Raw genomic sequence first — 22608 nt, forward strand, 5'->3', positions numbered from 1 at the left:
CACGGCGTCGGTCAGGTCGTGGCCGGTTCGGCCGGCGGGGCCTCCAGGCGCGGGAACACCGGGCTGGGACCCGCGACCCGCGACCCGCCGTCGCCGCACTGCGCGGCGATGCGCGGTGCCGAGTCAGGCAGGAAGGGCGCGAGGTGCTCCGCCAGCTCCCGGCACGTGGCGACCAGTTCGGCGAGGACTGCGTCGAGKGCGTCGCGCGACGCTCCCTCCTTGCGCTCCGCCTTCGCGAGCTCCCAGGGCCGGGCAGCCTCCACGTAGCGGTTACCCTCGTCGCCGATCCTCGTGATGACCTCGGCCGCCCGGCGGAAGTCGAAGGCGGCGAAGGCGTCGTCGATCGTCCGGGGGGTCTCGTCGCGCACTGCCCGCAGCTTGGCGGCCGCGGGATTGTCGAGGGCGAGTGGGGGAATGAGCCCGTCCCGGTACCGCTTCACCATCGACACGGTCCGGTTGACCAGGTTGCCGATGTTGTTGGCGAGGTCTTCGTTCGCGCGGGTCACGAGCCGTTCGGTCGTGTAGTCGGTGTCGCCGGCTCGGGCGACGTCGCGCAGCATCCACCACCGCAGCGCGTCGGTGTTGAAGGCGGCGACGATGTCGGCGGGATCCTCGGCGTTGCCAGCCGACTTGCTGATCTTCATGCTGTCGGCGGTGAGATACTCGTGCACGAAGATGGTGTCGGGCAGGCGCACCCCGGCCGAGAGCAGCATCGCCGGYCAGTAGACGGCGTGAAAGCGGATGATGCCCTTGCCGATGACGTGCACTCGCCTGTCGGCGTCGTTCCACCAGTACTGGAAGCTGTCGTCGTCGTTGCCGTACCCGGGGGCGGTGATGTAGTTCCCGAGCGCGTCGAACCACACGTAGATGACCTGCTCGGGGTCGCCGGGGACCGGAATACCCCAGCCGCGGGCCCGGCTCATGCTCCGCGACGCGCTGAAGTCCTCCAGACCGGCCTCGATGAAGGACAGCACCTCCCGCTTGYGGGCGGCGGGCTCGATGCGCAGCCGGTCGGTGGAGATGAGCGCGTGGAGCTGGTCCTGATAGCGGCCCAACCGGAAGAACCAGTTGCTCTCCTCCACCAGGTCGGGAACGGTCCCGTGTTCCGGACAGCGGCCGTCCACCAGCTCGTCGGGCTGGTAGAACAGCTCGCATCCCACGCAATACAGACCGGCGTAGGTCTTGCGGTAGAAGTCCCCGCGGTCGGCGCAGGCCGACCACAGCTTCTCGACTCCCGGCCGATGACGGGGGTCCGTGCTCGTCTTGATGAAATCGTCGAACGAGAGGCCCAACGGACCGCRAAGSCCMACGAACCCGGTGGCGACCCGCTCGACGTACTCGGCGGGTGTAATCCCCTCGGCCTCGGCCGCCTGGACGTTCTTCAGGGCGTTGTCGTCGGTGCCGGTCTGGAACCGGACCTCGTGGCCGCGCTGACGAAGATGACGTGCGTACGCATCGGTCTCGATCAGTTCGAGAGCGTGACCTACGTGCGGCTTGCCGTTGACGTACGKAATCGCCGTCGTCACGAAGTAGCGGCCCATCTGGTGTGAGTCCTTCCGCCCCGGTAGCAGCCTCACCGACGAGGCTCCGTCAGGGCCTCATCGGTCAGTCTGTCAAGACGCGCGGAAGAGGCCGGACGGCATGTGCATCATCATCTGGCTGGCCGGCGTCTCGGCCGTGGCATGTGTCCTCGACACAGGGTGAATCCTACGCGACCTCGCGCCCGGTAGCCTCCCGGGGAGTGTGGCCCGATCCGCATGATTCGGATCATGGTTTCCGACTGAGGTCGCCATAGACGCTGACCACCGCGTTCATGCCCATGCGGGCCATCGCGGCCGGCGCTGCYGGCACCCCCCGCCGGTCGGCCAAGCGTCGGCGTCGGTCGGCGCCGGGCTGCTTCCGCCGATCGTGACAACGATCGTCGGCGGAGGTACTTCGTAACCGTCGCCGTTCGCCAGACTAATCCGGGTCTCGACAACGATCCGCGGGATGTGGCGTTGATGTACTTTGTCCATCGAATTTTGGCTCCCGTCTTCAGGGTTTTCTAAGAATCACAGAAAGGCTTCATGAAAAACACACGAGAATCACATGTGATCTGCCGCCAAATGCTTCCGGCCATCTCTGGCGCGAACACGCCGGGCGCAATCCAGCCAGGCGCCGGTGCGTACGGCTAGTCTTCCCATCGCAAGTAGTCGATCGATATTTTTGATGACGGGAGAATCATGACAAGATCCCTGAAGAGGAAAGCGGTGGTCGCCTCCCTGTCCGCCGTGTCGGCAGTCTGTGTGACGGTGGGACCGGCGGCTTCAAGCGCCTGGGCCGACGACCGCGTTCCCGTRCGGAGTGTCAACCATTGGCACGCCACGGACGGCTGKAAGCGGAACGACTGGAACGGCTGGAACAAGGGCGGTCGGRGCATCGGGCGGCAGGACCAGGGCCGCGAGGACGAGCGACGCCACGACGACAGCCGCCAGAGCGGCGGTAGCCAGGACCAGTGGCGCCGGGACCATGGTCGTCAGGGCCGGGACCAGCTACAACGGGACCAGGGCCAACGGGACTGGGGTCGCCAGCCGGGTGGAATAGTTCGATAGAAAGGGCCGACGGGTGATCGGCCCGGCGCCTTTCCGCCGGCCGGTCGTGCGGGTGCCGGGACTAGCGGTAGCCGACACCCGCATCCGTCAGCTTTCTGTTGACGTCGGAGGGCGTGCCCCCGGTCGCCAGCCGGGTACGGGCTGGCCTCCCTCAGGCGTTCAGCCAGTTACGCCGGTCTCGTGGCGCGGGACGTCGGTCCGCCGGCGTCGSGCACCGCCGTGGGGCCGTTTCCGCCCGTGTCCRCCGGGCCGGTCTGCGGCGGCCCGTCCCCGGTCTGCGCTGGCCCGTCGTGCGAGTCGGCGGAGGCGGGACGGATCGACCACGGCACCTCACAGAACAGGCGGGGGAATTCGGCAAATAAACGCTAACCGCACTATCCGATTCTGCCAAGCGCGTGCATTCTGCCGACCACTCCCGCTCGTGACCATGATTAGATAGGATGCCAGTAATGGCATGACTCTTGGCCTACTCTTGGCCTACTCTTGGCCTACTCTTGGCCTACTCTTGGCCTACCCGGGTACGTGCCAGATGCTCGCTGAGCTGCACCGATGCGCCGCCTCAGACGTACCCAATTAGCGGGTACGCCGATGGGGGTCCGTTGGGGTGGTCGGGTACGCGTATGACGGTCTAGGGATCTGTAGGGATCGCGGACAGATGGCCACTCACCGTGATGGTTGGCCAGTAGATGGCCRCTGGCCGTGGTAGTTGGCCAATCTGCGGGAGACGTCGGGTGATGCCRGTCCGGAGCGATTCTGCCGCCGTCGCGGGTGCGGAAGGTCGGCGCGAGATCGTCGGCTCTCCGGCTGAATGGTTCGCGGGGTGCCAGCCTCGGATAATCGTCATTTCGATCTGTAGGAACTCGCTGATTGCCGTGTTCTCTGGGGYCGCGGGTGTGGTCCGAGGTGYGCCCTGCGATGCATTGCGGCGGTTCCGGCCTCCTGGCGCCCTACCTTTCGGACATCGACGGTGAACTGGTCGCGCAGAAGCGGGCTTCGGGTTCGGCCTGCGCGGACGGGGAGGACCTGCCTGAGCCGGTCGTGTTGTTGCGCACGGCGGAGGGTGAGGTCGAACGCCCGATACGGAACGTTACGGCAGCGCAGGTGATGGCGGCTGTGCCGTGGCGGACGGTCCGAAGCGTGCGAGGGCAGCCGCATTTTCCGGGTTGGTACTGGTCTGCGACGACGGGCGGTCATGTCGTCTACGAGAGCCGGTTGGAGTTGGCGCGGCTGCCGGTCGCGGACTTCGACACGCAGGTGGTCGGGATCGCGGCGCAACCGTTCCTGCTGCGGGCGACGGTCGGTGGCCGGGTCCGCCGGCACGTGCCGGACCTCCTGYTGGTGCATGYGGATGGGGCGGCGCGGCTGGTGAACGTGAAGCCGGTGTCTCGGCTGGAGGACCCGGTGGTCGCCGAGGCGCTGCGGTGGCCGGGCGTCGTGGCGCGGTCGCACGGCTGGGCGTATGAGATCTGGAGCGGCACCGAGGCGGTCTATCTCGCGAACCTGCGGTTTCTGGCCGGCTATCGCAGRCCGGGTCTGCTGCCCGACGGGTTGACGGATGCCGTCGTCGCGGCGTTCCGGCCCGGTGACACGATCGGTTCGCTTGTCGGTCGCGCGACGCGGGAAAGCCCGGCGGGGYAGGTCAAGGCCGCAGCGCTGACGCTGCTGTGGCAGCGAAGGCTGTCGACGGACCTGCACCGTCGGCTGGGCGACGACAGCACGCTGGAGACGGCGCTGTGATGGCGCAGGCGCGGGTGGACGTGGCGGTCGGTAGCCGGCTGGCGCACGACGGCCGGTGGTGGACGGTGACCGAGCTGACGGCGGGCTCGGTGCTGCTCACCGACGTCGGTGGCGGGGTCCGGCAGGTCGGGCTGGCTCATCTGCTGGCGCATCCCAGCACCCGGCTGCTCACCGACGTCCCGGTCGACGCGGTGGCGGGCGTGGGCGCGGATCTGGCGGGCTTGAACGCGGCTGGCCGTGAGGCGCTGGCCGATCGGGTCGGGCACGTGCAGGAGGTCCGCACGGGGTTCCGGCGGGGCTGGTCGACGAGCGGTGGCGGCGGCGACAGACAGCGCTGAGCGTGGTGGATGGCCGCTGGGTGGATACGGCGCGGGGCGTGCTCGCCGAGTTCAGCCACGCGAGCACGCCGACTCAGGACTTGGTTCTCGCGGCGATCGAGGCTCGGCTTGAGCAGGAGCACGGCCCGGGGGTGGTGCGCCTGCCGGGTCGGACCCGGGCGCGGGCCCTGCTGCGGGAGCTGAGCCGCGGCACCAGCGCGTTCGGTGGAGCCAAGGGCCGGCGGGAGATCGCCGGTCGCCCGGTGGCGCCTTACGGGAAGCTGCGGGCGCACCGGCCGGGTGAGTACCTGCTGGTGGACACGACCAGGTTGGACGTGTTCGCGATGGAGCGGGTGACGCTGCGCTGGGTGCAGGCGGAGCTGACGGTCGCGATGGACCGCTACGACCGGTGCATCACCGGGCTGCGGCTGACCCCGGTGTCGACGAAGGCGGTCGACGCCGCGGCGGTGCTGTTCGAGTCGGTCCGTCCGTTGCCGGAGCCGGCGGCGGGCTGGGTGGATGTCCGCCCGCCCTATCACGGTGTTCCTGGGCGGGTGGTGGTCGATGTCGAGCGGCTCGTCGACGCCGGCGGCGTCCCGCTGTTGCCGTCGGTGGCGGCGGAGACCCTGGTGGTCGATCATGGCCGGATCTATCTGTCGGAGCATCTGCTGTCGGTCTGCCAGCGGCTGGGGATCTCGGTGCAGCCGGCGCGGGTCGCGCAGGCCACCGACAAGGCCGCGGTCGAGCGGTTCTTCCGCACGCTGCGCGAGCAGCTACTCGTCGCGCTACCCGGCTACAAGGGCCCGGACGTCCACCACCGGGGCGCCGACGTCGAGGAGCAGGCGTTCTACTTCCTCGACGAGCTCGAAGAACTCATCCGCCAGTGGGTCGCGGACTGCTACCACCGTCAGCCCCACGGCGGGCTCGTGGTCCCCGAGGTGCCGGGGCTAGCAGTGTCGCCGCTGGAGATGTTCGCCCACGGGGTGGCGCGCGCCGGTCATCTCCAGGTGCCCGCGCGGGCGGACCTGGTCTTCGACTTCCTGGCGGTCGAATGGCGCACGATCCAGCACTACGGGGTGGAGATCGGCGGGCTGCGCTACGACGGGCCAGCTCTGTCGCCCTACCGCAACCGGACCAGCCCGCACACCGGCGTTCACACGGGCAAGTGGCCGATCCGGGTCTATGCCGAGGACGTCAGCCGGGTCTACTTCCAGGACCCGGCCGACCAGCGCTGGCATGTGCTGCGCTGGGAACACGCCGACGCCCTGGGCGGGCCGTTCAGCGCCGACGCGCTCGCCTACGCTCGCCAGCTCGCCACCGCGACCGACCGGTTCCCCGACACCCGCCGGGCGCTGGCCCGGCTGCTGGAACGCTGGGACGCGGGCCTGGCCGGGAACCGGGCCGAGCGGCGCATGGCGGTGCGCCTGTCCGAACGGCGGCTGCGTCTCGTCGGCGACACGGCCGTCCCGGACGAACCCGCCCCGGCGGTCGCCTCGCCCGACCAGGACCGTTCGGCCGAGGAGACGGCGGGCGATGACGACCGCGACGACGAGCTTGGCGCCCCGTTCCCTGGCGAAGACGACTTCTACGCCGACGCGATGGAGATCGTGTGACCGCACCGCCGGACGGCGGCGAACGCGCCTACAGCCTGTCGACGAAACAGGGATGGACGACGTTCGTGACCGCCCCGGACCGGCCACGCCCCGAAGCGTTGGACCGCGCCGGCCTGGCGGCGCTGTCGGCGACGGCGCGGGCGGACTACGACGAGCAGCGCACGGTCTGGCACGCCAACCTCGGCCCGATCCGCACCCCGCAGATGCGGGCTGTCCACGACGACCTCGATGACATCGTCGAGGCCAACCGGCAGGACGGCGACAAGGTCAAAGGCGCCGCGGTCATCGACGCGTTCCCCGGGCTGGGGAAGTCCACGGTCGCGCAGACGTTCGCCCGCGGCTTCCACCAGCGCCAGCTGGCCCGCTACGGGCCGACGACCACCGGCGGCCATGAGCGGGTCCCGGTCGCGCACGTCTGCCTGACCTCGTCGACGACGAAACGCACGTTCAACACGATGCTCTGCCGGTTCTTCCACCTGCCCGGCTCGGAGCGGGGCAACGCCGAGCACCTCGGCCACAAGGCCGCCGATGCGGTCCTGGCCTGCGACACCCGGCTGATCGTGATCGATGACGTCCACTTCCTCGACCCGCGGCGCGCCGACGGCCGCGATGTGGCGAACCATTTCAAATATTTGGCGAACACCTTCCCGGTCACGTTCCTCTACGTCGGTGTCGGGATCATCCGCCGCGGCCTGCTCGCCGAGGGACTCGGCCCGTCCGAGGAGGAGCTCGCGCAGAACGGCCGCCGGTGGACGACGCTGTCCGTCGACCCGTTCGAGATCGAGACCGAGCCGGGCCGGCGCACCTGGCGGCGGCTGCTCCTGGCGATCGAGAAGAACCTGATCCTCGCCGAGGGCCATCCGGGGATGGTCGCCGACGACCTGTCGGACTACCTGTTCGCCCGCAGCACCGGCCACTTCGCCTCGCTGATGACGCTCATCGCCCGCGGCTGCCGCCGCGCGGTCCGCACCGGCCAGGAACGGCTCACTCCCGCCTTGCTCGACCAGGTCCGCAACGACGCCGCCGAAGCCGCCCGCCAGGAACTGCACGCCGCCTTCACCCACCGCCGGCTGACCAGCCGACCCGCCAGCACCCCACGCGCCGAGCCGGCGCTGCCGGCGGCGGGATAAGCCGGTGGTCGACAGCATCCCGATCCGGCTGGCCCCGCTGCCCGGTGAGGACCTCGACAGCTACCTGCACGCCTACGCCCGCCTGCTGCACGCCGAGGTCTCCGACATCCTCACCCTCGCGGGCCTGGCAGGTCAGCCGAGCACCGAGAAGCTCGGCCACCGGCCCTGGACCTACCGGCTCGACCCCGTCGAACGCGCCGCGCTCGCCACCGTCACTGGCCTTCGGCCACAGACTCTCACCGCGATGACCCTCGCCCGCTACGACGACACCGGCCTACTCGGCGGTATCCGGCCGACCGGACGGCCCCGGCCGCCCCGCTGGTGGAACCAGCTCAAAGGATCACGGTTCTGCCCCCGGTGCCTCGCCGGCAACGGCGGACGGTGGATGCTGGCCTGGCGGCTGCCCTGGACCTTCGCCTGCACCCGTCATCATCTTCTGCTCGTCGACACCTGCCTCGCCTGCGGCCGGGCTCACCGCCCCGCCCTTGACCAGCCGCCCCGCGGCCCCGGGACGGTGCGACACGACCGGCCTGCCGCTCCCGTCACACCCGCGCGGACGCCAGCCGCCCGCCTGCACGGCCCCACCCGCCGACACCGACGCGGTCGCGCTGCGTCCCGATGGTCCGATCGTCACCGCGCAACGTCACGTAGACAATCTGCTCGCCGAGCTCGGCCGCAGCCATCCTGGCACCGTCGCCCGGCCGGCGGGTGTCGCGCAGCGCCTCGACGACCTGCACGCCGTCGCCTTCGACACCCACGGCGCCCCCATCGATTACGCCCGCCGCCGGCGATGGCGACGCCTGCGCCAGCCTGACTTCGACGAGACCGCCTGGCGCGATCGCTTATCTGCACGACCGCGCCGCACACATCCTGCGCCGCGGCAGGGTCGACGAACCTGTCACCTGGGAACCGCCCTTCGACTGGATCACCGGCATCACCTGGCCCGGCCTCGACCCCACCCGCGTGCACCGCCGGGAACTCTGGGCCCACCGACCCCGCCCCCATCGAACCGCCCCACACTGTCCAGCCCCCGACCATCACGGAGCCCACCCAGCTGTCCGGGCGCGCGATCCTCGCCGCGGTCGATCCCGCCTGGCTACGCGAGCAATACGAAGTCAAGCGACGACACTTCGCCGACATCGCCGCCRAGCTCGGCATCCATGGCACCGACGTCAGCGCCCGAGCACGCGCCCTCGGCATCCCCACCCGCCGCGGCACCGCCGCCCACACCCACCCCCTGGCCCCGCACGGAGGACCCGACGCGTTCACCCCGCTGACCTGGACCGTCCTCGACGGCCGAGGCGCCGAACAGCGTGTCCRCAGACTGCTCGCCACCCCCGGCCACGCCCACCTCCGCGACGCCGCCCGCGCCCTCGGCATCCRCACCGACGCCCTCAGACGGCAGATCCACCACCTTGAACACACCGTCGGCGCCGCACTGCTGCACACCGACGATCAAGAACACCTCATGCTCACCCCGCACGGCGAACACCTCGCCCACACCCTCCTGCCCATCCTTGATCTCCTCGACCGCACTCGGAATCCGGGGAGGACACCCTCCTGACCCACTCCGTCATGACTGTTCCTGGGGCGCGACGCCACGGGCATTCGTGATGAACCGGGTTAACGTCCGACGTCGTCGAGGAGGAACTCGCCGCCCCGGCCGAGGGCCGGTTCCGCATCGAACCGCTGATGTTCCACCTCGCCGCATCCCGTCCTCAGACAGGCCACGACGGTCGCAGCAGTGTCAGCCGTCGAACACTGACCAGCAGATGTCGTTGCGCAGTCGCTGATCGTCCAGAACCAGTTCGCGAATCGCGTCCGGGAGCTGTTCTCGCTGCCAACGGCACTCAAGCCGTGCGGCGGCCTCAGCTTCGCCCGCGGGCGCCGCCGCCCGCGCGGCCTTGATCGCGTAGGCCGCGGCACCGAGTTCGTGTGCGGCGACATGGGCGACCACCCCGGCCTGACCGGCGGCGAACGCCGCGTGACGAGCCGCTCCGCTCATCACCCTGGCGGCGGCCATGGCATGGCCGCCTGCCGAGCGGGACTGGGACATCGTGATCTYGCCTCGCGACCAGGCTCGAATCTGCTCGATCGCATGGCGGGGCCGGGGGTCCGACGGCTGCACCGACTCGAAGAGGTACAGAACGTGTTCTGCGCARGCTGCCGCCCACACGGCCAGGAGCTGATGATCGGAGTCCGTGAGCGTGCCCCCACGGCGAACCGTGATGAACCGGGGGTCCCGCTCCTTGGGGAGGATCACGGGTTCCACCGTACGGCCACGCAGACATCGCAGGTCTGCCCGCAGACAGCGACGAACCGGCGGGCCCGATGGGACGATGGGTTCGAAGGAGGGGCAGCGTGGACGACCCGCATGTACATGTCGAGTGGGCCGTGCCGAACGCCAGCGCCGATCTGCGCGCGGTGACGGCATCAGTGTTCGGGCTCGTCGGCGACGCACCTCACGCGGTGCGGACGGGATGCGGCACGCAGGTCTCGTATGCCTCGACCTCCACCCATCCCGAACGTGTCACCTGCCTGCCGTGCCGGGACTACGCGCGAGACCGCTACCTGCGCTACGCGACCAGGATGGAGGAGTCAGCGATCCTGCCAGGCGGCGGTGATGTTCAGGACGTCCTCGCCGCGGCACGCAGACTGCGCGACCTCGCCGATCGGTTCACCTGACACCAGGTTCTGCATCACGACGAACAGCGCCTCCGCCGCCTCCTGGATCGCCAAAAATGGCCAAGTAGACGCTGCCCGTCGGCCCCTCCTCTGGCCGCGCCGAGCGACGGCGAGGGGGCCGGTTGCCTGAGGATGGGCTGTTTCGGATGTGAGGTGGTCTCGGTGCCGGTACGGGCGTAATCCGGTGGAGGCCTACGTCTGCTGGGGGCGGCGGGCCAGTAGCTGGGCCTGTCGGCCTCGTTCTTCGTCCGTCGGTGCTCGTACCAGCTGGGCGACCTCGACCAGTCCTGCCTGCCGTGCCAGCTCGGTGAGGTGGTCGGGCGGCCAGCGGTACGCGCCGGTGACCCGGTGGTCATAGGCGTGCACCCCGGCCGCGGGCTCGTCGGTGGCCAGAAAGCCGAGGAGCAGGTGGCCGCCGGGTGCAAGGAGGCGGTAGATCTCGGCGAGGATGGCGGGGATGTCGGCGGGCGGGGTGTGGATGAGCGAGTAGCGGCACAGGGCGCCGCTGAGGATGCCGTCCGGCAGGTCCAGCGCGGTCATCGTGCCCACCTCGAAACGCAGCTGTGGATGTGAGCGTCGAGCGATAGCGATCATCTTCGGTGACAGGTCCACGCCGAACACGTCCAGCCCCAAGCGGTGCAGGTGGGCCGTCGCATAGCMGGGCCCGCAGCCGAGGTCGGCGACCGGGCCGGGCAGGGGGCGCGTGAGGTCGGCGAACGCGGACAGCAGCGCACGCTCCAGCGGCTGGCGGTCGAGCACGTCGGCGAATAGCTCGGCATACACCTCGGCCACGCCGTCATACGCCGCCGCGACGGTCGTCAGATAGTTCGGGGCAGACTCGGCCATGGCCGATCATCCTAGGCGTGCCCCGGCTGGCCAACTACGGTGGCCAGCCGGGGCGCTGGCGCTGGCCAACAACCGCGACCTGCCAGCTCGGAGTGGCCAAGTAGATCCGTTTCCTACAACGGTCTAGGGATCGCAGATAGATGCCCGATCCGTTGAAGCCGGGCCAGGTCGTCGCTGCTGTAGCGGCGGGTCCCGCCGTCGGTGCGGGCCGGCTCCAGCAGCCCGCGCCGCTCGTACAGACGCAGGCTCTGCGGGTCCATCCCGACCAGATCGGCGGCCACCGAGATCCCGTACACCTCTCACCAGGCCCCGGGATGGCCAACGTCGCGCGATCCCTACAGACGGCGGGCTGTGGGGATCGGAACGGCCGCATTGTGCCGATCGCCGGTTCGGGGGCGCGGAGGGGTACGGACGTCCGAGCGAGTCTGGAAACGATCAGAAGCCTCGACTGGTGTGACGTCCGCCACTTTCACGGAGCGTGAAAACCTGCGTCGACTGGGTCGCTTGGGGGAGGGGTGGTGGAAGTTCCATCGGCACCGTCCCGGCCCGCGGCCTGAACCAACACCGCCGGGGCCTCGTCGGCTGCGTGCTGGCCCAGCCGCTGCACTCGTCCTCGCCCGGGTCGGACAGGGCGCTGGCGGACCGGGGCCGAGCGATGCTCCGACTGAGGGCTCGGATCGGCTGTGCCAGCCCGGCCACCGTGCCGACGAACCGCCACGAAATCGTCCGCACGAAGCCCAACGCCCAACATGAGGAACGGGCAAACACCGCCTCCACCAGCCAATCTATGCCGCCCTGATAAACTCTGAGCCGTGAATATGCTTGCCCAGGTGACCTCCACGCGTAGGCGTGATATCGAAGATCTCCGCGACCGGGTTCGCGGGTCTCGCCCCGCGGCCTTTCCTTCGTCACGCGACTATCCGCTGGCAAGGCTAAGTGCGATCGTCACGCAAGCATTRCAGGAGAAGTTTGCGCGTTCCGATCTCACGGCAGAGATCGAGTTGATCTCCCGAGAGAAGTTCGGCGCCGACGTGACGGTTAAGATGCCGATGCTCCTTAAAGAGGCGGGCGCGAAAGAGTTCGTTAGGACCTACATTCCGCGGGCCATCGAGGCCCTGCAGGTCGAGGAGCTCAAGAAGGTAAWTTCCGAGGCCACCGCCAAAGGCATCTACATCAATCTCACGCTGTCCGATAACTGGCTGGCGCAGGCCGTCCAGGGGATCAACAGCCTTGGCGATAGATTCGGCGAGAACGACAGTGCCGCCAGGCGGACCCTCATCATCGAATACTCGTCGCCGAACGTCGCGAAGAAGCTTCACGCCGGACACGTCCGATCAACTATCATTGGGCATGTGCTCGGCAATCTACACCAAGCATGCGGTGCGCTCGTATACCGGTTGAACCACATCAATGACTTCGGCGGATTCGGTTTCATGCTGGAGGGGTTTCGCCGTTTCGGCGATATGTTTCCCGCAGCCATGACCGAGAACGATCGCCTGCTGGAGATCTACGCCATCCGCCGCGCGCTGGAGAGGGTGGTTGCCTCCGGCGGAGGGCTGGGCGGCGCCAGCGAATCGGACGCCGCCGTRCTCCAGCGCTATTTCCCGGGCGTGGACAGCAAGGATGCGCTTGAGTCTGCGTTCAAGGGTTACGTGGAGGCGTCGGATGCCCGCTTTGCGAGGCTGGAAGGCGGAGACTCCGAGGAGGTGGAACTCTGGTCCAAGATGGTGGACTGGAGCCTTGCAGATTTCCGTTCTTTCTATGAAGCACTCGACATCCACATCGACTTCACGATCGGTGAAAGCTTTTACTTCCAGGCCGGTAATGAGGTGATCGAGACCGCTCTGCGCGACGGCCGGGCATTCGAGTTCACGGAGAGTCGCCTGCGCGAGGAAATCGCCAAGATCGAGCAGGCCATGTCTGCCGGTGAGATCACCTCCGCCGTTCGCGACCGGACTGTGGAATTCRCCCGGAAGGATCTCGGAGCCATCGTCGTTCCTCTTCCAGGAAACGAGCGGTTCGTGGTCCGCAGGTCGGACGGCCGGAGCATCTACGCGACACGCGACGTCGGAGCCATCAAGCTCCGCCGTGATATCTTCGACCCGTCCGGCATCTACTATGTCGTGGGCCAAGAGCAGCGCGTCCATTTCGCGCGGCTCTTTCAAGCTGTCGAGGTCCTGGGCATCGCAAGCCGTGACGAACTGGACCTCCGACACATCTACTTTGGCTTCTACGTCGATGAGAAGACTGGCCGGAAGCTCTCAAGCCGAGACAGCGTCGCCGGAGTAAACGATCTACTGAAAATGTCATTCGAGCACTTTTGGAAGAGGTCTGCGGAGCGCGRCACGATGACGGAGGAGGAACTCTCCGTCGCCGCCCAGCAGTTGGCGGTCGGCTCGCTCGTCTTCAACGACCTCAAGCAGGACATGAAGACGACTGTCGCCATGGCTCGCGGAGATCTTTCTCCGACCTTGACGGCCTTCGAGAAGTCAGGAGGACCGTATGTTGTCTACACCGCATGCCGCGCACGGGCAATCCTACGGAAATGGGGCAAGCCCGTGCCGAGTCTGGTTGACCTGACACATTTCGAGGTCAGCGACCAAGAGGCGCAGCTCATTCTCAGGTTGCAGGAGTTGCCTAGCAAGATTACCAGAGCAACAGGCGAGGATAGCCCGGCCATTCTCGTCCRCTATCTACTGGATCTGGCAGCACTCTACAATTCCTACTATACGACCTCGCCGGTCCTTGCGGGTGAGGCCGCCAACGAATTTCGACTAATGATCACTCGGGCTGTTCAGTACACGCTGGTTAACGGACTGCGTCTCTGCCACGTCGAGTGTCCCCCGAAGATCTGACGTGTAGTACCCCGAAGACGGCGTGYCGCGAATTCTGAGGTTATCAGACGGGCCCACGGGCGAGTATTACCTGCCTCGGCGAGAAGCTCCTCATCCCGCGGCCGTCCCGAGACGGAATCCGTCMGGCGTGGGCCAGGCTTRCCTCAATGATCCCTAATGATCATTGACTGGAGTGGGTCGTGTGGGCGGCGTACCGGGCACCATTAGGGCAAGCAGCACCAGGACAACCACCAGGACAACCACCAGGACAACCATCGGGACAACGTCGTCGTCTTCCTTGTAGCCCTCGCGGTAGTCCTCGCCCATCGAGATCGGGCCGACCGGCGGTGGATCGCCGAACGCCGGGGCCTGGGAGGGACAGCGGCCGACCGACGGCCGCGGGTGTCCGGGGAGGACCGGGCGCACGAGCCGCCGTCGGTGGGCGGCCGGGGCAGACCCCCGTCCACCGGCGGCTTCCAGCGATGGCTTCCAGCGATGGCTTCCAGCGATGGCTTCCAGCGATGGCTTCCAGCGATGGCTTCCAGCGATGGTGGCGGGTGGGTCAACGCGGAGCATGGACCGGGGAGGAGGACGCGGCGTGCCACCGGACACGCGGGGCGCGGGAGGCGGAGCCGACCTGCGAGGATCGTGGGCATGGTGGTTCCGTCTGCCGCGCCGGCATCCGAGGAGCTTTTCCGGCGCGCCGAGCGTGTTGTTCCCGGTGGGGTCAATTCTCCGGTCCGAGCCTTCCGTGCCGTCGGCGGCACGCCGCGCTTCATGGTGGCGGGCAACGGCCCCTATCTGACCGATGCGGACGGGCGTACCTACATCGACCTGGTGTGCTCGTGGGGGCCGATGATCCTCGGGCATGCCCATCCGGCCGTCGTCGAGGCGGTGTCGCGCGCCGTCTCGGTCGGCACCAGCTTCGGCACCCCCACACCGGGGGAGGTGGAGCTCGCGGAGCTGATCGTCGACCGGGTCGGCCCGGTCGAGAAGGTGCGCCTGGTCAACTCCGGCACCGAGGCGACGATGAGCGCCGTGCGACTGGCCCGGGGTTTCACCGGCCGGTCGACCATCATCAAGTTCGCCGGCTGCTACCACGGGCACGTTGACGCGCTGCTCGCCTCCGCCGGTTCCGGAGTGGCGACCCTCGGGTTGCCGGACACCCCGGGAGTCACCGGCGCCGCCACCGCGGACACCATCGTTCTGCCCTACAACGATCTCGCGCTGGTCGAGGCGGTCTTCGTCGAGCGCGGTGAGACGATCGCGGCGGTCATCACGGAGGCCGCCGCCGCCAACATGGGGGTCGTCCCGCCGCTGCCCGGCTTCAACGCCGGGTTGCGCCGGCTGTGYGACATCCACGGCGCGCTGCTCATTCTCGACGAGGTGATGACCGGGTTCCGCATCTCACGCGCCGGCTGGTGGGGCAACGAGGGCGCGATCGAGGACTGGTCGCCGGACCTGTTCACCTTCGGCAAGGTGATGGGCGGCGGGCTGCCGGCGGCGGCCTTCGGCGGGCGGGCGGACGTGATGGCCAGGCTCGCACCCGCCGGCCCGGTGTACCAGGCGGGCACGCTGTCGGGTAACCCGATTGCCGTCGCCGCCGGACTCGCCACCCTGCGGGCCTGCACCGATGAGGTCTACGCCACCGTCGACACCCGCGCCGCCGACGTGGCCGGGATCGTCTCAACCGCGTTGACCGAGGAGGGCGTGGCCCACCTGCCGAGCAGCGCCGGATCGCTGTTCAGCTTCTTCTTCACCGACGCCGCCACCGTGGTCGACTACGCCGGCGCCCAGGCGCAGAACACCGCCCGGTACGCGGCGTTCTTCCACAGCATGCTCGACGCCGGGATCTACCTGCCGCCGTCGGCGTTCGAGGCGTGGTTCGTCTCGGCCGCGCATGACGACGAGACGGTGGAGCGGATCGCCGCGGCGGCACCGGCGGCCGCACGTGCCGCCGCGGCGGTACCCGAACCGGTGACCGTCTCCGCCTCTCCCGAGGGGCGGGCATGACGGAGCCGACTTCGTTGACCCGGGTGCATCTGGTCCGCCACGGCGAGGTCTTCAACCCGGAGAAGATCCTCTACGGCCGGCTGCCGGGGTTCCGGTTGTCCGACAAGGGCCAGCAGCAGGCGAAGGTCACCGCCGAGTTCCTCGCGGAGCTGGACGTCGCGGCCGTGGTCGCGAGTCCGCTGGATCGTGCCCARCAGACCGCTGCGCCCATCGCCGCGGCGCACGCACTCGCCGTCCAGGTCGACCCGCGGCTGATCGAAAGCCGCAACGCCTTCGAGGGCAGAACGTTCGAGGCCGGCCCGGCGGTGGTCCGGTACCCCGCCCTGTGGCGCCTGCTACTCAATCCGTTCCGCCCATCCTGGGGCGAACCGTACGACGAGATCGCCGCGCGGATGCTCGTGGCCGTCGTGGAATGGCGCGACGCCCACCCCGGTCGGCACGTCGTGCTCGTCAGCCACCAGCTTCCGGTCTGGACGGCTCGGCGTGCCCTGGAGAGAGTGCCCCTCTGGCACCGTCCCGACCGGCGGCAGTGCGGGCTGGCGAGCGTCACCACGGCCGTCTACCGGGACTCCGAGCTCGTCGGCGTCGAGTACGCGGAGCCGAACGGGCCGACCGCGAACACGCCTGGATCGGTCGGCGCCTGACGAACTCCACCGGTCCCGAGTCACCGGCGCCGGCCGTCGCTGCCCCGCCGGCCGTCGCTGCCCCGCCGGCCCTCGCGGCCCTGCGGGCCGTGCTGCCGTTTCTGCGCTGCCCCGTGTGCGGCCACGCGCTGCACCCGGCGGACAGATCCCTGCGCTGTCCCGCCGGGCACGACTTCGACGTCGGCCGCGGCGGCTATGTCAACCTGCGCACCGGCCGGACTCGGCGGGTCGTCGGCGACAGTGCCGTCATGGTCGCCGCGCGGGAGTCCTTCCTCGGTGGTGGCCACTACGGGCCGCTCACCGCCCGGCTGGCCCAGATCGCGCATCCCGTCCCCGGGGGGCCATTCGGGCCGCCCGGTCGGGTGATCCTCGACATCGGTGCCGGGAMCGGGCACCATCTGGCCGGCGTGGTCGGTGCGCGACCGGACGCCGTCGGCCTCGCCGTCGACGTCTCCAAGTACGCCCTGCGTCGCGCGGCGCGTGCCCATCCCCGGATCGGCGCGGTCTCCTTCGACGTCGCAGCCCCCTGGCCGGTGGCCGACCACGCCGTCGCCGTGCYCCTCGACGTCTTCGCGCCGCGCAACCTGGCCCAGATGCACCGGGTGCTGCGCCCCGACGGGCTGCTCATCGTCGTCACCCCCGGGCCGGGCCATCTCGCCGAGCTGCACGGCCCGCTCGGACTCGTCGGGATACAGACGGGCAAGAGCGACCGGCTCGACGAACGGACCACCGGACGGTTCGAGCCGATCATCGTCGAGCACGTTGACGTTCCGCTCACGCTGAACACCGAGCAGATCGTCGACCTGGCTCTGATGGGCCCGACCGGCCATCACCGGGCGCCCGACCAGCTGCGCCGACGGGCCGAAACCGCCTTCCCCGGGAGCGCCACCGTCACGGCCCGTTTTCAGATCCGCGGTTACCGTCCGCTCCCGGTCCCGCCGGTGGCCGGCGGCCGGTGAGGCGGCGGAACGGTGCCCGCCTGGCAGATGAAGCCCACAGGTGTCCTTCGTCGAGAAGCCCATGCGCGTCTCGCGGCCCCTCCACCTACCCTGAGTTGAGTTCTACAGTTGGTCGTAGACAGGTTCCCGGGTGGGAAGGGGCAGGGCACATACTGGTTCGCGTGGCGGAGAAGGGATGGCGGTCCGCGTCGGATGACAGGTCGGACCCGCCGGTGACAGGCATTGCCCCGATGCGGCGGACGCGCCGGGCCTGGTCGGCCCGCCGTGTCCGCCGGGCGGGACGCATCGCCTTGGCCGCCGTGGCGCTCGCGGCGGCCGGGCTGCTGGCCGCCTGCTCCCCCGGGGCGAACTCGGTCGACGCCACCGGTGGTGGGGGCTACGGCTTCGTCCAGCAGGCGGCCGGGCAGGACTTCGCCGCCCCCGGAAACCGGCATCCAGCACCCCCCCTGTCCGGTAAGACTCTCGACGGGACCTCCCTCGACCTCTCGTCCTACCGAGGGAAGATCGTTGTGATCAATTTCTGGGCCTCGTGGTGCGCTCCCTGCCGCGCGGAGACGCCAGGCCTGGTCCAGCTGGCCAAGGACAACCCCACGGTGGCGTTCCTCGGTGTCAACGAGAAGGACACCGTCTCCGGTGCGAAGGCCTTCACGCAGGACTTCGGCAGGTCCTACCCGAGCATCGTCGACAAGCTGGGCACCCTCGCCGCGGGCTGGCCGGTCGCTCCGGGCCTCCCGTCGACGTTCGTGCTCGACCAGAACGGGCGGATCGCGGCCCGGTTCACCGGTGGTGTGCTGCCCGACGACCTGAAGCCCGCGTTGAGCCGTCTGCAGGCCGAGGCGTGAGCGGRCACCGTTTGCCCGGGGCGGAGGACCCGCGGTGAGCGTGGTCGGGCTCATCACCGACGGGCCGGTCCTGCTCGCCGCGCCGGTCGCCGCCGCGGCGGGACTGCTCTCTTTTCTCTCCCCCTGCGTCCTTCCGCTGGTGCCGGGCTATCTCAGCTTCGTCACCGGCCTGTCCGGGGCGGAGCTTCAGGATCGTTCGAGGCGAGTTGCCGCCACCCCGGGCGGGCTGCCGGGCCGGGCACCGGCGATGCCGGCGGTGTCCGTAGCGGTGCMGGCGGTGCCGGGCATGGCGGTGGCCGGCGGGGCGGCGGTCTCCGGTGCCCTCGCCCGGGACGACGAGGGGACCGGGTCGCCCGGGCCGCGGCTGTACCGGCTGCGCGCGGGTGGGCGGGTCGCCGCGGGCACGGGTCTGTTCGTGCTCGGCTTCACCGCGGTCTTCGTGTCCTACGGCGCGGCGTTCGGTGGGCTCGGGCAGTGGCTCACCCGCCATCAGGTCGGCGTCAGCCAGCTTCTCGGGGTTGTCACCATTGTGATGGGACTCGCGTTCGCCGGCGTGTTCTCCCGGCTGTCCTGGGCGAACAGGGAGTGGCGCATCCACCGGTTGCCGGCGCCCGGCCTGCTCGGCGCGCCCGTGCTGGGGGTGCTCTTCGGAATCGGCTGGACGCCTTGCCTCGGCCCGACGTTGTCGGCCGTCCTGGGGCTGGCGGTGACGAGCGCGACGGCGCAGCGGGGAGCGTTCCTCTCCGCGGTGTACTGCCTCGGGCTCGGGCTGCCGTTCCTCGCCGTCGGACTGGCTTTCCGACGTGCCGTCGGCGCCCTGCGGGTGCTGCGACGGCATACCCGCATCCTGACCCTGCTCGGCGGCATGCTGCTCGTCACGGTCGGAGTGCTTCAACTCACGGGGGAGTGGGCCGACCTGGTTGCGAACCTACGGCCCTACGCCCCCGGCTTCTCGGAGACGCCGCTGTGACCTCCTCAACCCGTTCGAACGCCCGGCTCGCGCCTGCGTCCGGAACCGTCGATCCCGCAGCACTCGCCGTCGATCCCGCGCCACTCGCCGCCGGGTCCGTCGACGTCGAACCCATCGACACCGTCGAGGTCGAGTCCGACCTTGAGAAGTCCGACCTCGATTCCGCCGTCGAGTCCGCGGGATTCGACTCCGACGCGGCGGCCAGCGCGCGCCGTCTGCCCGAGGGGCACGCCGACGCCCGCGCCGCCGCCCCCGAGGCGTTCGATCCGCCGGACAGCGCGGCCGGTCCGTCGTCCGACGACCCCGGTACGCCGACCGGCGGACCGGGGCGCGCTCCCGGCGCCGGTGGCCGGTTCACCCGGCATCCGGCCCTTGCCCTCGCCGTCCGGTCCTGGCGTCAGCTCACCAGCATGCGCACCGCGCTGCTGCTGCTGTTCCTGCTGGCCCTGGCTGCCGTGCCCGGATCGCTGCTGCCGCAACGCGCCATCAACCCGATGCGGGTAGAGCAGTACCGCGCCGACCACCCCACCCTCGGTCCGCTGCTCGACCGGTTCTCCGGGTTTGACGTCTTCGCCGCGCCCTGGTTCGCGGCGATCTACCTGCTGCTGTTCATCTCCCTGATTGGCTGCCTGTCGTCCCGGATCCGCTGGCATGCCAGGGCGCTGTTCACCGCGCCGCCGAAGGCCCCGGCCCGGCCCGGCCGGCTGCCCGGCGGCAGCGCCTGGACGAGTCCGATGGAGTCCGCCGACGCGATGGCGGCTGCCCGGCAGGCGCTGCGCCGACGGCGCTTCCGGGCCACGGCCACAGCTGGGGAGGCCCACGACGCGAAGGGGACTGCCGACCACTCCGTCGCCGCGGAGAAGGGGTACCTGCGCGAGACCGGCAACCTCGTCTTCCACATTGCCCTGGTGGGGCTGCTCGCCGCGGTGGGCTTCGGTTCCTGGTACGGATACTCCGGGACCGTGCTCGTCGTTTCCGGGAGCGGGTTCGCGAACACGATCATCTCCTATGACCAGTTCAACGCTGGTCAGCGCGTCGACACCGCGAAGCTGCGTCCGTTCTCGCTCACGCTGGACCGGTTCAACGCYACGTTCCAGCCAAGCGGCCAGCCGTCCGACTTCCGCGCCGACGTCACGTATGCCGYCGCGCTGAACGCCCCGACCCGCAAGGCGACCATCCGCGTCAACCATCCGCTGGTGATCGGCAACGCCAAGATTTACCTCATCGGGCATGGATTCGCCCCGCACTTCGTGCTTCGCGACGCCGCACGCAAGGTCGTCTGGGAGGCGAACRTGCCGTGTACCCCGCGGGACGGCATGTTCACCTCAACCTGCACCGTCAAGATCCCCGACACCGGACTGCCCGCGCTGGGCGTCCGCAAGGAGCCCCAGCAGCTGGCCTTCAGCGGCGTGTTCACGCCGACCACCCGCCTCGACCCGACCCAGGGATACGTCTCCGCGTTCCCCGCCGCCCGCGCGCCCGGTCTGACGATCACGGGATTCGTCGGCAACCTCCATCTCAACGAGGGCATTCCACAGAACGTCTACACGGTCGACACCCGCGACCTGCGCCAGATCACGATGACGGGTCCGGCGGGCAGCGAGCGCACCGCGCAGGTCCTGGCCCTCGACAACCCGCGGCAGCGCACCCTTACCGGGCTACCCGGCGGGATGAGCCTCGAGGCCGACCGCGTAGCCGAGTTCGCCACCTTCCAGGTCAAGTCCGACCCGTTCAAGGGTGAGGCGTTGCTCTTCGCGGTCCTCATCATCGTCGGGCTGATCGCGAGTCTTCGGGTGCGCCGCCGCCGGGTATGGGTGCGGGCCCGGCCAGCGGCCGCCGGTGGGTGCACGGTGGAGATCGGTGGGCTGTCCCGCTCCGACGCCGACGGGTTCGCCGTCGAGCTGGCCCAGCTCACGACCCTGGTCCGCGAGGCCACCGGGCCCGCGGGCACCGACCGGTCCGTGCCGACCGCCTCGGAATCGAGCGGCGCCGAACCAGCCAGTACCGAACCAGCCAGTACCGAGCCGGGCAGTACCGAACCCAGTAGTACCGAACCGGGTGGCACCGCAGCCGGCGATGCCGCGTCGAGTGCCAGCGAACGGGAGCACTGATGGCGGTCAACGAGGGCGTAGCCAGCCTTTCCGATCATCTGTTTGGCAGCGGCGAGGCGGTGTACGCCACGGCGATGCTCGGCTACGCGGCCGAGTTCGCGTTCAGCCGGCTCGGCCTGCGCCACGACGTGGCTCAGGAGGCGGCGGCCGTCCCGGCACGGCAGGGGGCCGGGCTGCCGGCAGCGCTGATCGGGGCGGCGGCCGGCGGGATCGGCGGCGCCGCCGATCCCGCCGAGGCGGCCGGCCCGACCGACGGGGCCGCGACCCCGATCGACCCGTCCGACCCCGCCGCCGTGGCCCTCGCTGCGGCCCGGGCCCGGGAGATCGAGGCTGTCCGGCGGCGGGCGAACGCCGCGCACACGCTGGCCGCCGGTAACGACGGCGACGTGGCGGTTCCCGCGCGTGCCCGGTGGATCGGGCGGATCGCCGTCGCGCTGACGGTCGTCGGCTGGACGCTGCACCTGGGGTCCGTCATCACTCGTGGCCTCGCGGCGGACCGGGTGCCCTGGGGCAACATGTACGAGTTCTCGTCGATGATCTGCCTGATCGCGGTCACGACGTTTCTCGCCCTGATGATCCGGCAGCCGGTCCGGTGGCTGGGCGTCTTCGTCATGCTGCCGGTCGTGCTCTCGCTCGGTTTCGCCGGCACTGTGCTCTATGTCGCAGCGGGACCGCTGGTGCCCGCGCTCAACTCGTACTGGCTCAAGATCCATGTGGTCGGTGCGATCGTCGCCAGCGGGGTGTTCCTGGTCTCCGCCGTGACCACGGTGTTGTTCCTCGTCAAGGAGCGTTGGGAAAATCGGCTGGCCGAGGTCGCGGCCGGACGGGCTGACGCGAGCCAGGCCATGYAGCGCCGGGGCGGCATCGTCATGCGCCTGCCGTCGTCGGCGGCGCTCGACACCCTGTCCTACCGGGTCATCGCGTTCGCGTTCCCGATCTGGACCTTCGCGATCATTGCCGGGGCGATCTGGGCGGAATCAGCATGGGGCCGCTACTGGGGGTGGGACCCCAAGGAGACGTGGTCGTTCATCACCTGGGTCTGCTACGCCGCCTACCTGCACGCCCGCGCGACGGCCGGATGGCGTGGGCGGCGGGCCGCGGCGATCTCGCTGCTGGCCTTCAGCGCCCTGTTCGTGGACTACTACCTGGTGAATCTGGTCATCTCGGGGCTGCACTCCTACRCCGGCATCTGACCCTCCCCACGGCTGCTGCTCCCTGGTCCCGGCCTGGCCCCGCCGGGGAGAACGGGCSGGCCACCCGCAGCCTGCGGAGAACACCCCGCTCGGCCGCGTACCGGAACGACGGACCGCTGCTCG

At 69.7% G+C, this 22608-nt stretch carries 19 protein-coding genes and 1 pseudogene; 13 read left to right on the forward strand and 7 right to left on the reverse strand.

What is annotated here, in order from left to right; genetic code table 11:
• Positions 1 to 11: 11 nt before the first annotated feature.
• Positions 12 to 1541, reverse strand: coding sequence for a methionine--tRNA ligase (locus Manayef4_RS14430; RefSeq protein WP_070132020.1), 1530 nt, complete (start codon positions 1539 to 1541; stop codon positions 12 to 14).
• A gap of 2088 nt (positions 1542 to 3629) precedes the next feature.
• On the opposite strand from Manayef4_RS14430, the gene Manayef4_RS14440 reads away from it, so the two are divergent.
• Genes Manayef4_RS14440 through Manayef4_RS14455 form a run of 4 tightly spaced genes read left to right on the forward strand, consistent with a single transcriptional unit; the run spans position 3630 to position 7388 of the window.
• Entirely contained in the window at positions 3630 to 4328 is a 699-nt protein-coding gene (locus Manayef4_RS14440; RefSeq protein WP_349257447.1) for a TnsA-like heteromeric transposase endonuclease subunit, read from the forward strand.
• On the forward strand, positions 4328 to 4666 hold the full coding sequence (locus tag Manayef4_RS14445) for a hypothetical protein (protein WP_011434956.1): 339 nt from the start codon (positions 4328 to 4330) through the stop codon (positions 4664 to 4666). The genes Manayef4_RS14440 and Manayef4_RS14445 overlap by 1 nt, the downstream gene beginning before the upstream one ends.
• A gap of 20 nt (positions 4667 to 4686) precedes the next feature.
• Complete coding sequence (locus Manayef4_RS14450; protein WP_070132022.1) at positions 4687 to 6258, forward strand: Mu transposase C-terminal domain-containing protein; 1572 nt, start codon at positions 4687 to 4689, stop codon at positions 6256 to 6258.
• Complete coding sequence (locus Manayef4_RS14455; protein WP_023839814.1) at positions 6255 to 7388, forward strand: ATP-binding protein; 1134 nt, start codon at positions 6255 to 6257, stop codon at positions 7386 to 7388. The genes Manayef4_RS14450 and Manayef4_RS14455 overlap by 4 nt, the downstream gene beginning before the upstream one ends.
• A gap of 542 nt (positions 7389 to 7930) precedes the next feature.
• Here the strand turns inward: Manayef4_RS14455 and Manayef4_RS26035 are convergent.
• The 3 genes from Manayef4_RS26035 to Manayef4_RS26705 form a co-directional block, all read right to left on the reverse strand.
• Positions 7931 to 8146: a hypothetical protein gene (locus tag Manayef4_RS26035; RefSeq protein WP_023839813.1), complete on the reverse strand. Its 216-nt coding sequence runs from the start codon at positions 8144 to 8146 to the stop codon at positions 7931 to 7933.
• Positions 8147 to 8484: 338 nt separating this feature from the next.
• Complete coding sequence (locus tag Manayef4_RS26040) at positions 8485 to 8889, reverse strand: hypothetical protein (RefSeq protein ID WP_070131931.1); 405 nt, start codon at positions 8887 to 8889, stop codon at positions 8485 to 8487.
• A 246-nt stretch (positions 8890 to 9135) separates the two neighbouring features.
• Positions 9136 to 9651, reverse strand: coding sequence for a putative immunity protein (locus Manayef4_RS26705; RefSeq protein ID WP_070132023.1), 516 nt, complete (start codon positions 9649 to 9651; stop codon positions 9136 to 9138).
• Between the two features lie 98 nt (positions 9652 to 9749).
• On the opposite strand from Manayef4_RS26705, the gene Manayef4_RS14475 reads away from it, so the two are divergent.
• Positions 9750 to 10073 (forward strand): hypothetical protein, encoded by a 324-nt coding sequence (locus tag Manayef4_RS14475; RefSeq protein WP_023839810.1) that lies wholly within the window; start codon positions 9750 to 9752, stop codon positions 10071 to 10073.
• A 192-nt stretch (positions 10074 to 10265) separates the two neighbouring features.
• Here the strand turns inward: Manayef4_RS14475 and Manayef4_RS14480 are convergent, their stop codons facing one another.
• Together Manayef4_RS14480 and Manayef4_RS14485 are read right to left on the reverse strand one after the other, a co-directional pair.
• Positions 10266 to 10919 (reverse strand): class I SAM-dependent methyltransferase, encoded by a 654-nt coding sequence (locus Manayef4_RS14480; RefSeq protein ID WP_070131932.1) that lies wholly within the window; start codon positions 10917 to 10919, stop codon positions 10266 to 10268.
• 137 nt (positions 10920 to 11056) lie between these two features.
• Positions 11057 to 11215, reverse strand: a pseudogene (locus Manayef4_RS14485) (MerR family transcriptional regulator); the annotation flags it as partial.
• 522 nt (positions 11216 to 11737) lie between these two features.
• On the opposite strand from Manayef4_RS14485, the gene argS reads away from it, so the two are divergent.
• The gene (gene argS, locus Manayef4_RS14490; protein ID WP_254665671.1) at positions 11738 to 13774 is read left to right on the forward strand and encodes an arginine--tRNA ligase; all 2037 of its coding nucleotides are present in this window, start codon (positions 11738 to 11740) and stop codon (positions 13772 to 13774) included.
• A gap of 153 nt (positions 13775 to 13927) precedes the next feature.
• Here argS and Manayef4_RS24305 read toward each other — a convergent pair whose 3' ends face one another.
• On the reverse strand, positions 13928 to 14179 hold the full coding sequence (locus Manayef4_RS24305) for a hypothetical protein (protein WP_035729516.1): 252 nt from the start codon (positions 14177 to 14179) through the stop codon (positions 13928 to 13930).
• 228 nt (positions 14180 to 14407) lie between these two features.
• On the opposite strand from Manayef4_RS24305, the gene hemL reads away from it, so the two are divergent.
• The 7 genes from hemL to ccsB all read left to right on the forward strand — a co-directional run bounded on the left by hemL (position 14408) and on the right by ccsB (position 22485).
• A complete protein-coding gene (hemL, locus tag Manayef4_RS14500) occupies positions 14408 to 15766 on the forward strand; it encodes a glutamate-1-semialdehyde 2,1-aminomutase (protein ID WP_011434967.1) in 1359 nt (452 codons plus the stop codon).
• Positions 15763 to 16410 (forward strand): histidine phosphatase family protein, encoded by a 648-nt coding sequence (locus Manayef4_RS14505; RefSeq protein WP_011434968.1) that lies wholly within the window; start codon positions 15763 to 15765, stop codon positions 16408 to 16410. Before hemL ends, Manayef4_RS14505 begins: the two co-directional genes overlap by 4 nt.
• An 89-nt stretch (positions 16411 to 16499) precedes the next feature.
• Positions 16500 to 17369 (forward strand): putative RNA methyltransferase, encoded by an 870-nt coding sequence (locus Manayef4_RS14510; protein WP_254665662.1) that lies wholly within the window; start codon positions 16500 to 16502, stop codon positions 17367 to 17369.
• 230 nt (positions 17370 to 17599) lie between these two features.
• Entirely contained in the window at positions 17600 to 18211 is a 612-nt protein-coding gene (locus Manayef4_RS14515; RefSeq protein WP_023839805.1) for a TlpA disulfide reductase family protein, read from the forward strand.
• Between the two features lie 34 nt (positions 18212 to 18245).
• Positions 18246 to 19181 (forward strand): cytochrome c biogenesis protein CcdA, encoded by a 936-nt coding sequence (locus Manayef4_RS14520; RefSeq protein WP_070131935.1) that lies wholly within the window; start codon positions 18246 to 18248, stop codon positions 19179 to 19181.
• Positions 19178 to 21292 (forward strand): cytochrome c biogenesis protein ResB, encoded by a 2115-nt coding sequence (locus Manayef4_RS14525; RefSeq protein WP_070131936.1) that lies wholly within the window; start codon positions 19178 to 19180, stop codon positions 21290 to 21292. The genes Manayef4_RS14520 and Manayef4_RS14525 overlap by 4 nt, the downstream gene beginning before the upstream one ends.
• Positions 21292 to 22485, forward strand: coding sequence for a c-type cytochrome biogenesis protein CcsB (ccsB, locus tag Manayef4_RS14530; RefSeq protein ID WP_070131937.1), 1194 nt, complete (start codon positions 21292 to 21294; stop codon positions 22483 to 22485). The genes Manayef4_RS14525 and ccsB overlap by 1 nt, the downstream gene beginning before the upstream one ends.
• Positions 22486 to 22608 lie beyond the last annotated feature (123 nt).

This window comes from Frankia sp. CgMI4 (genome assembly GCF_001756285.1).
In the GTDB taxonomy this organism is placed as follows: domain Bacteria; phylum Actinomycetota; class Actinomycetes; order Frankiales; family Frankiaceae; genus Frankia; species Frankia casuarinae.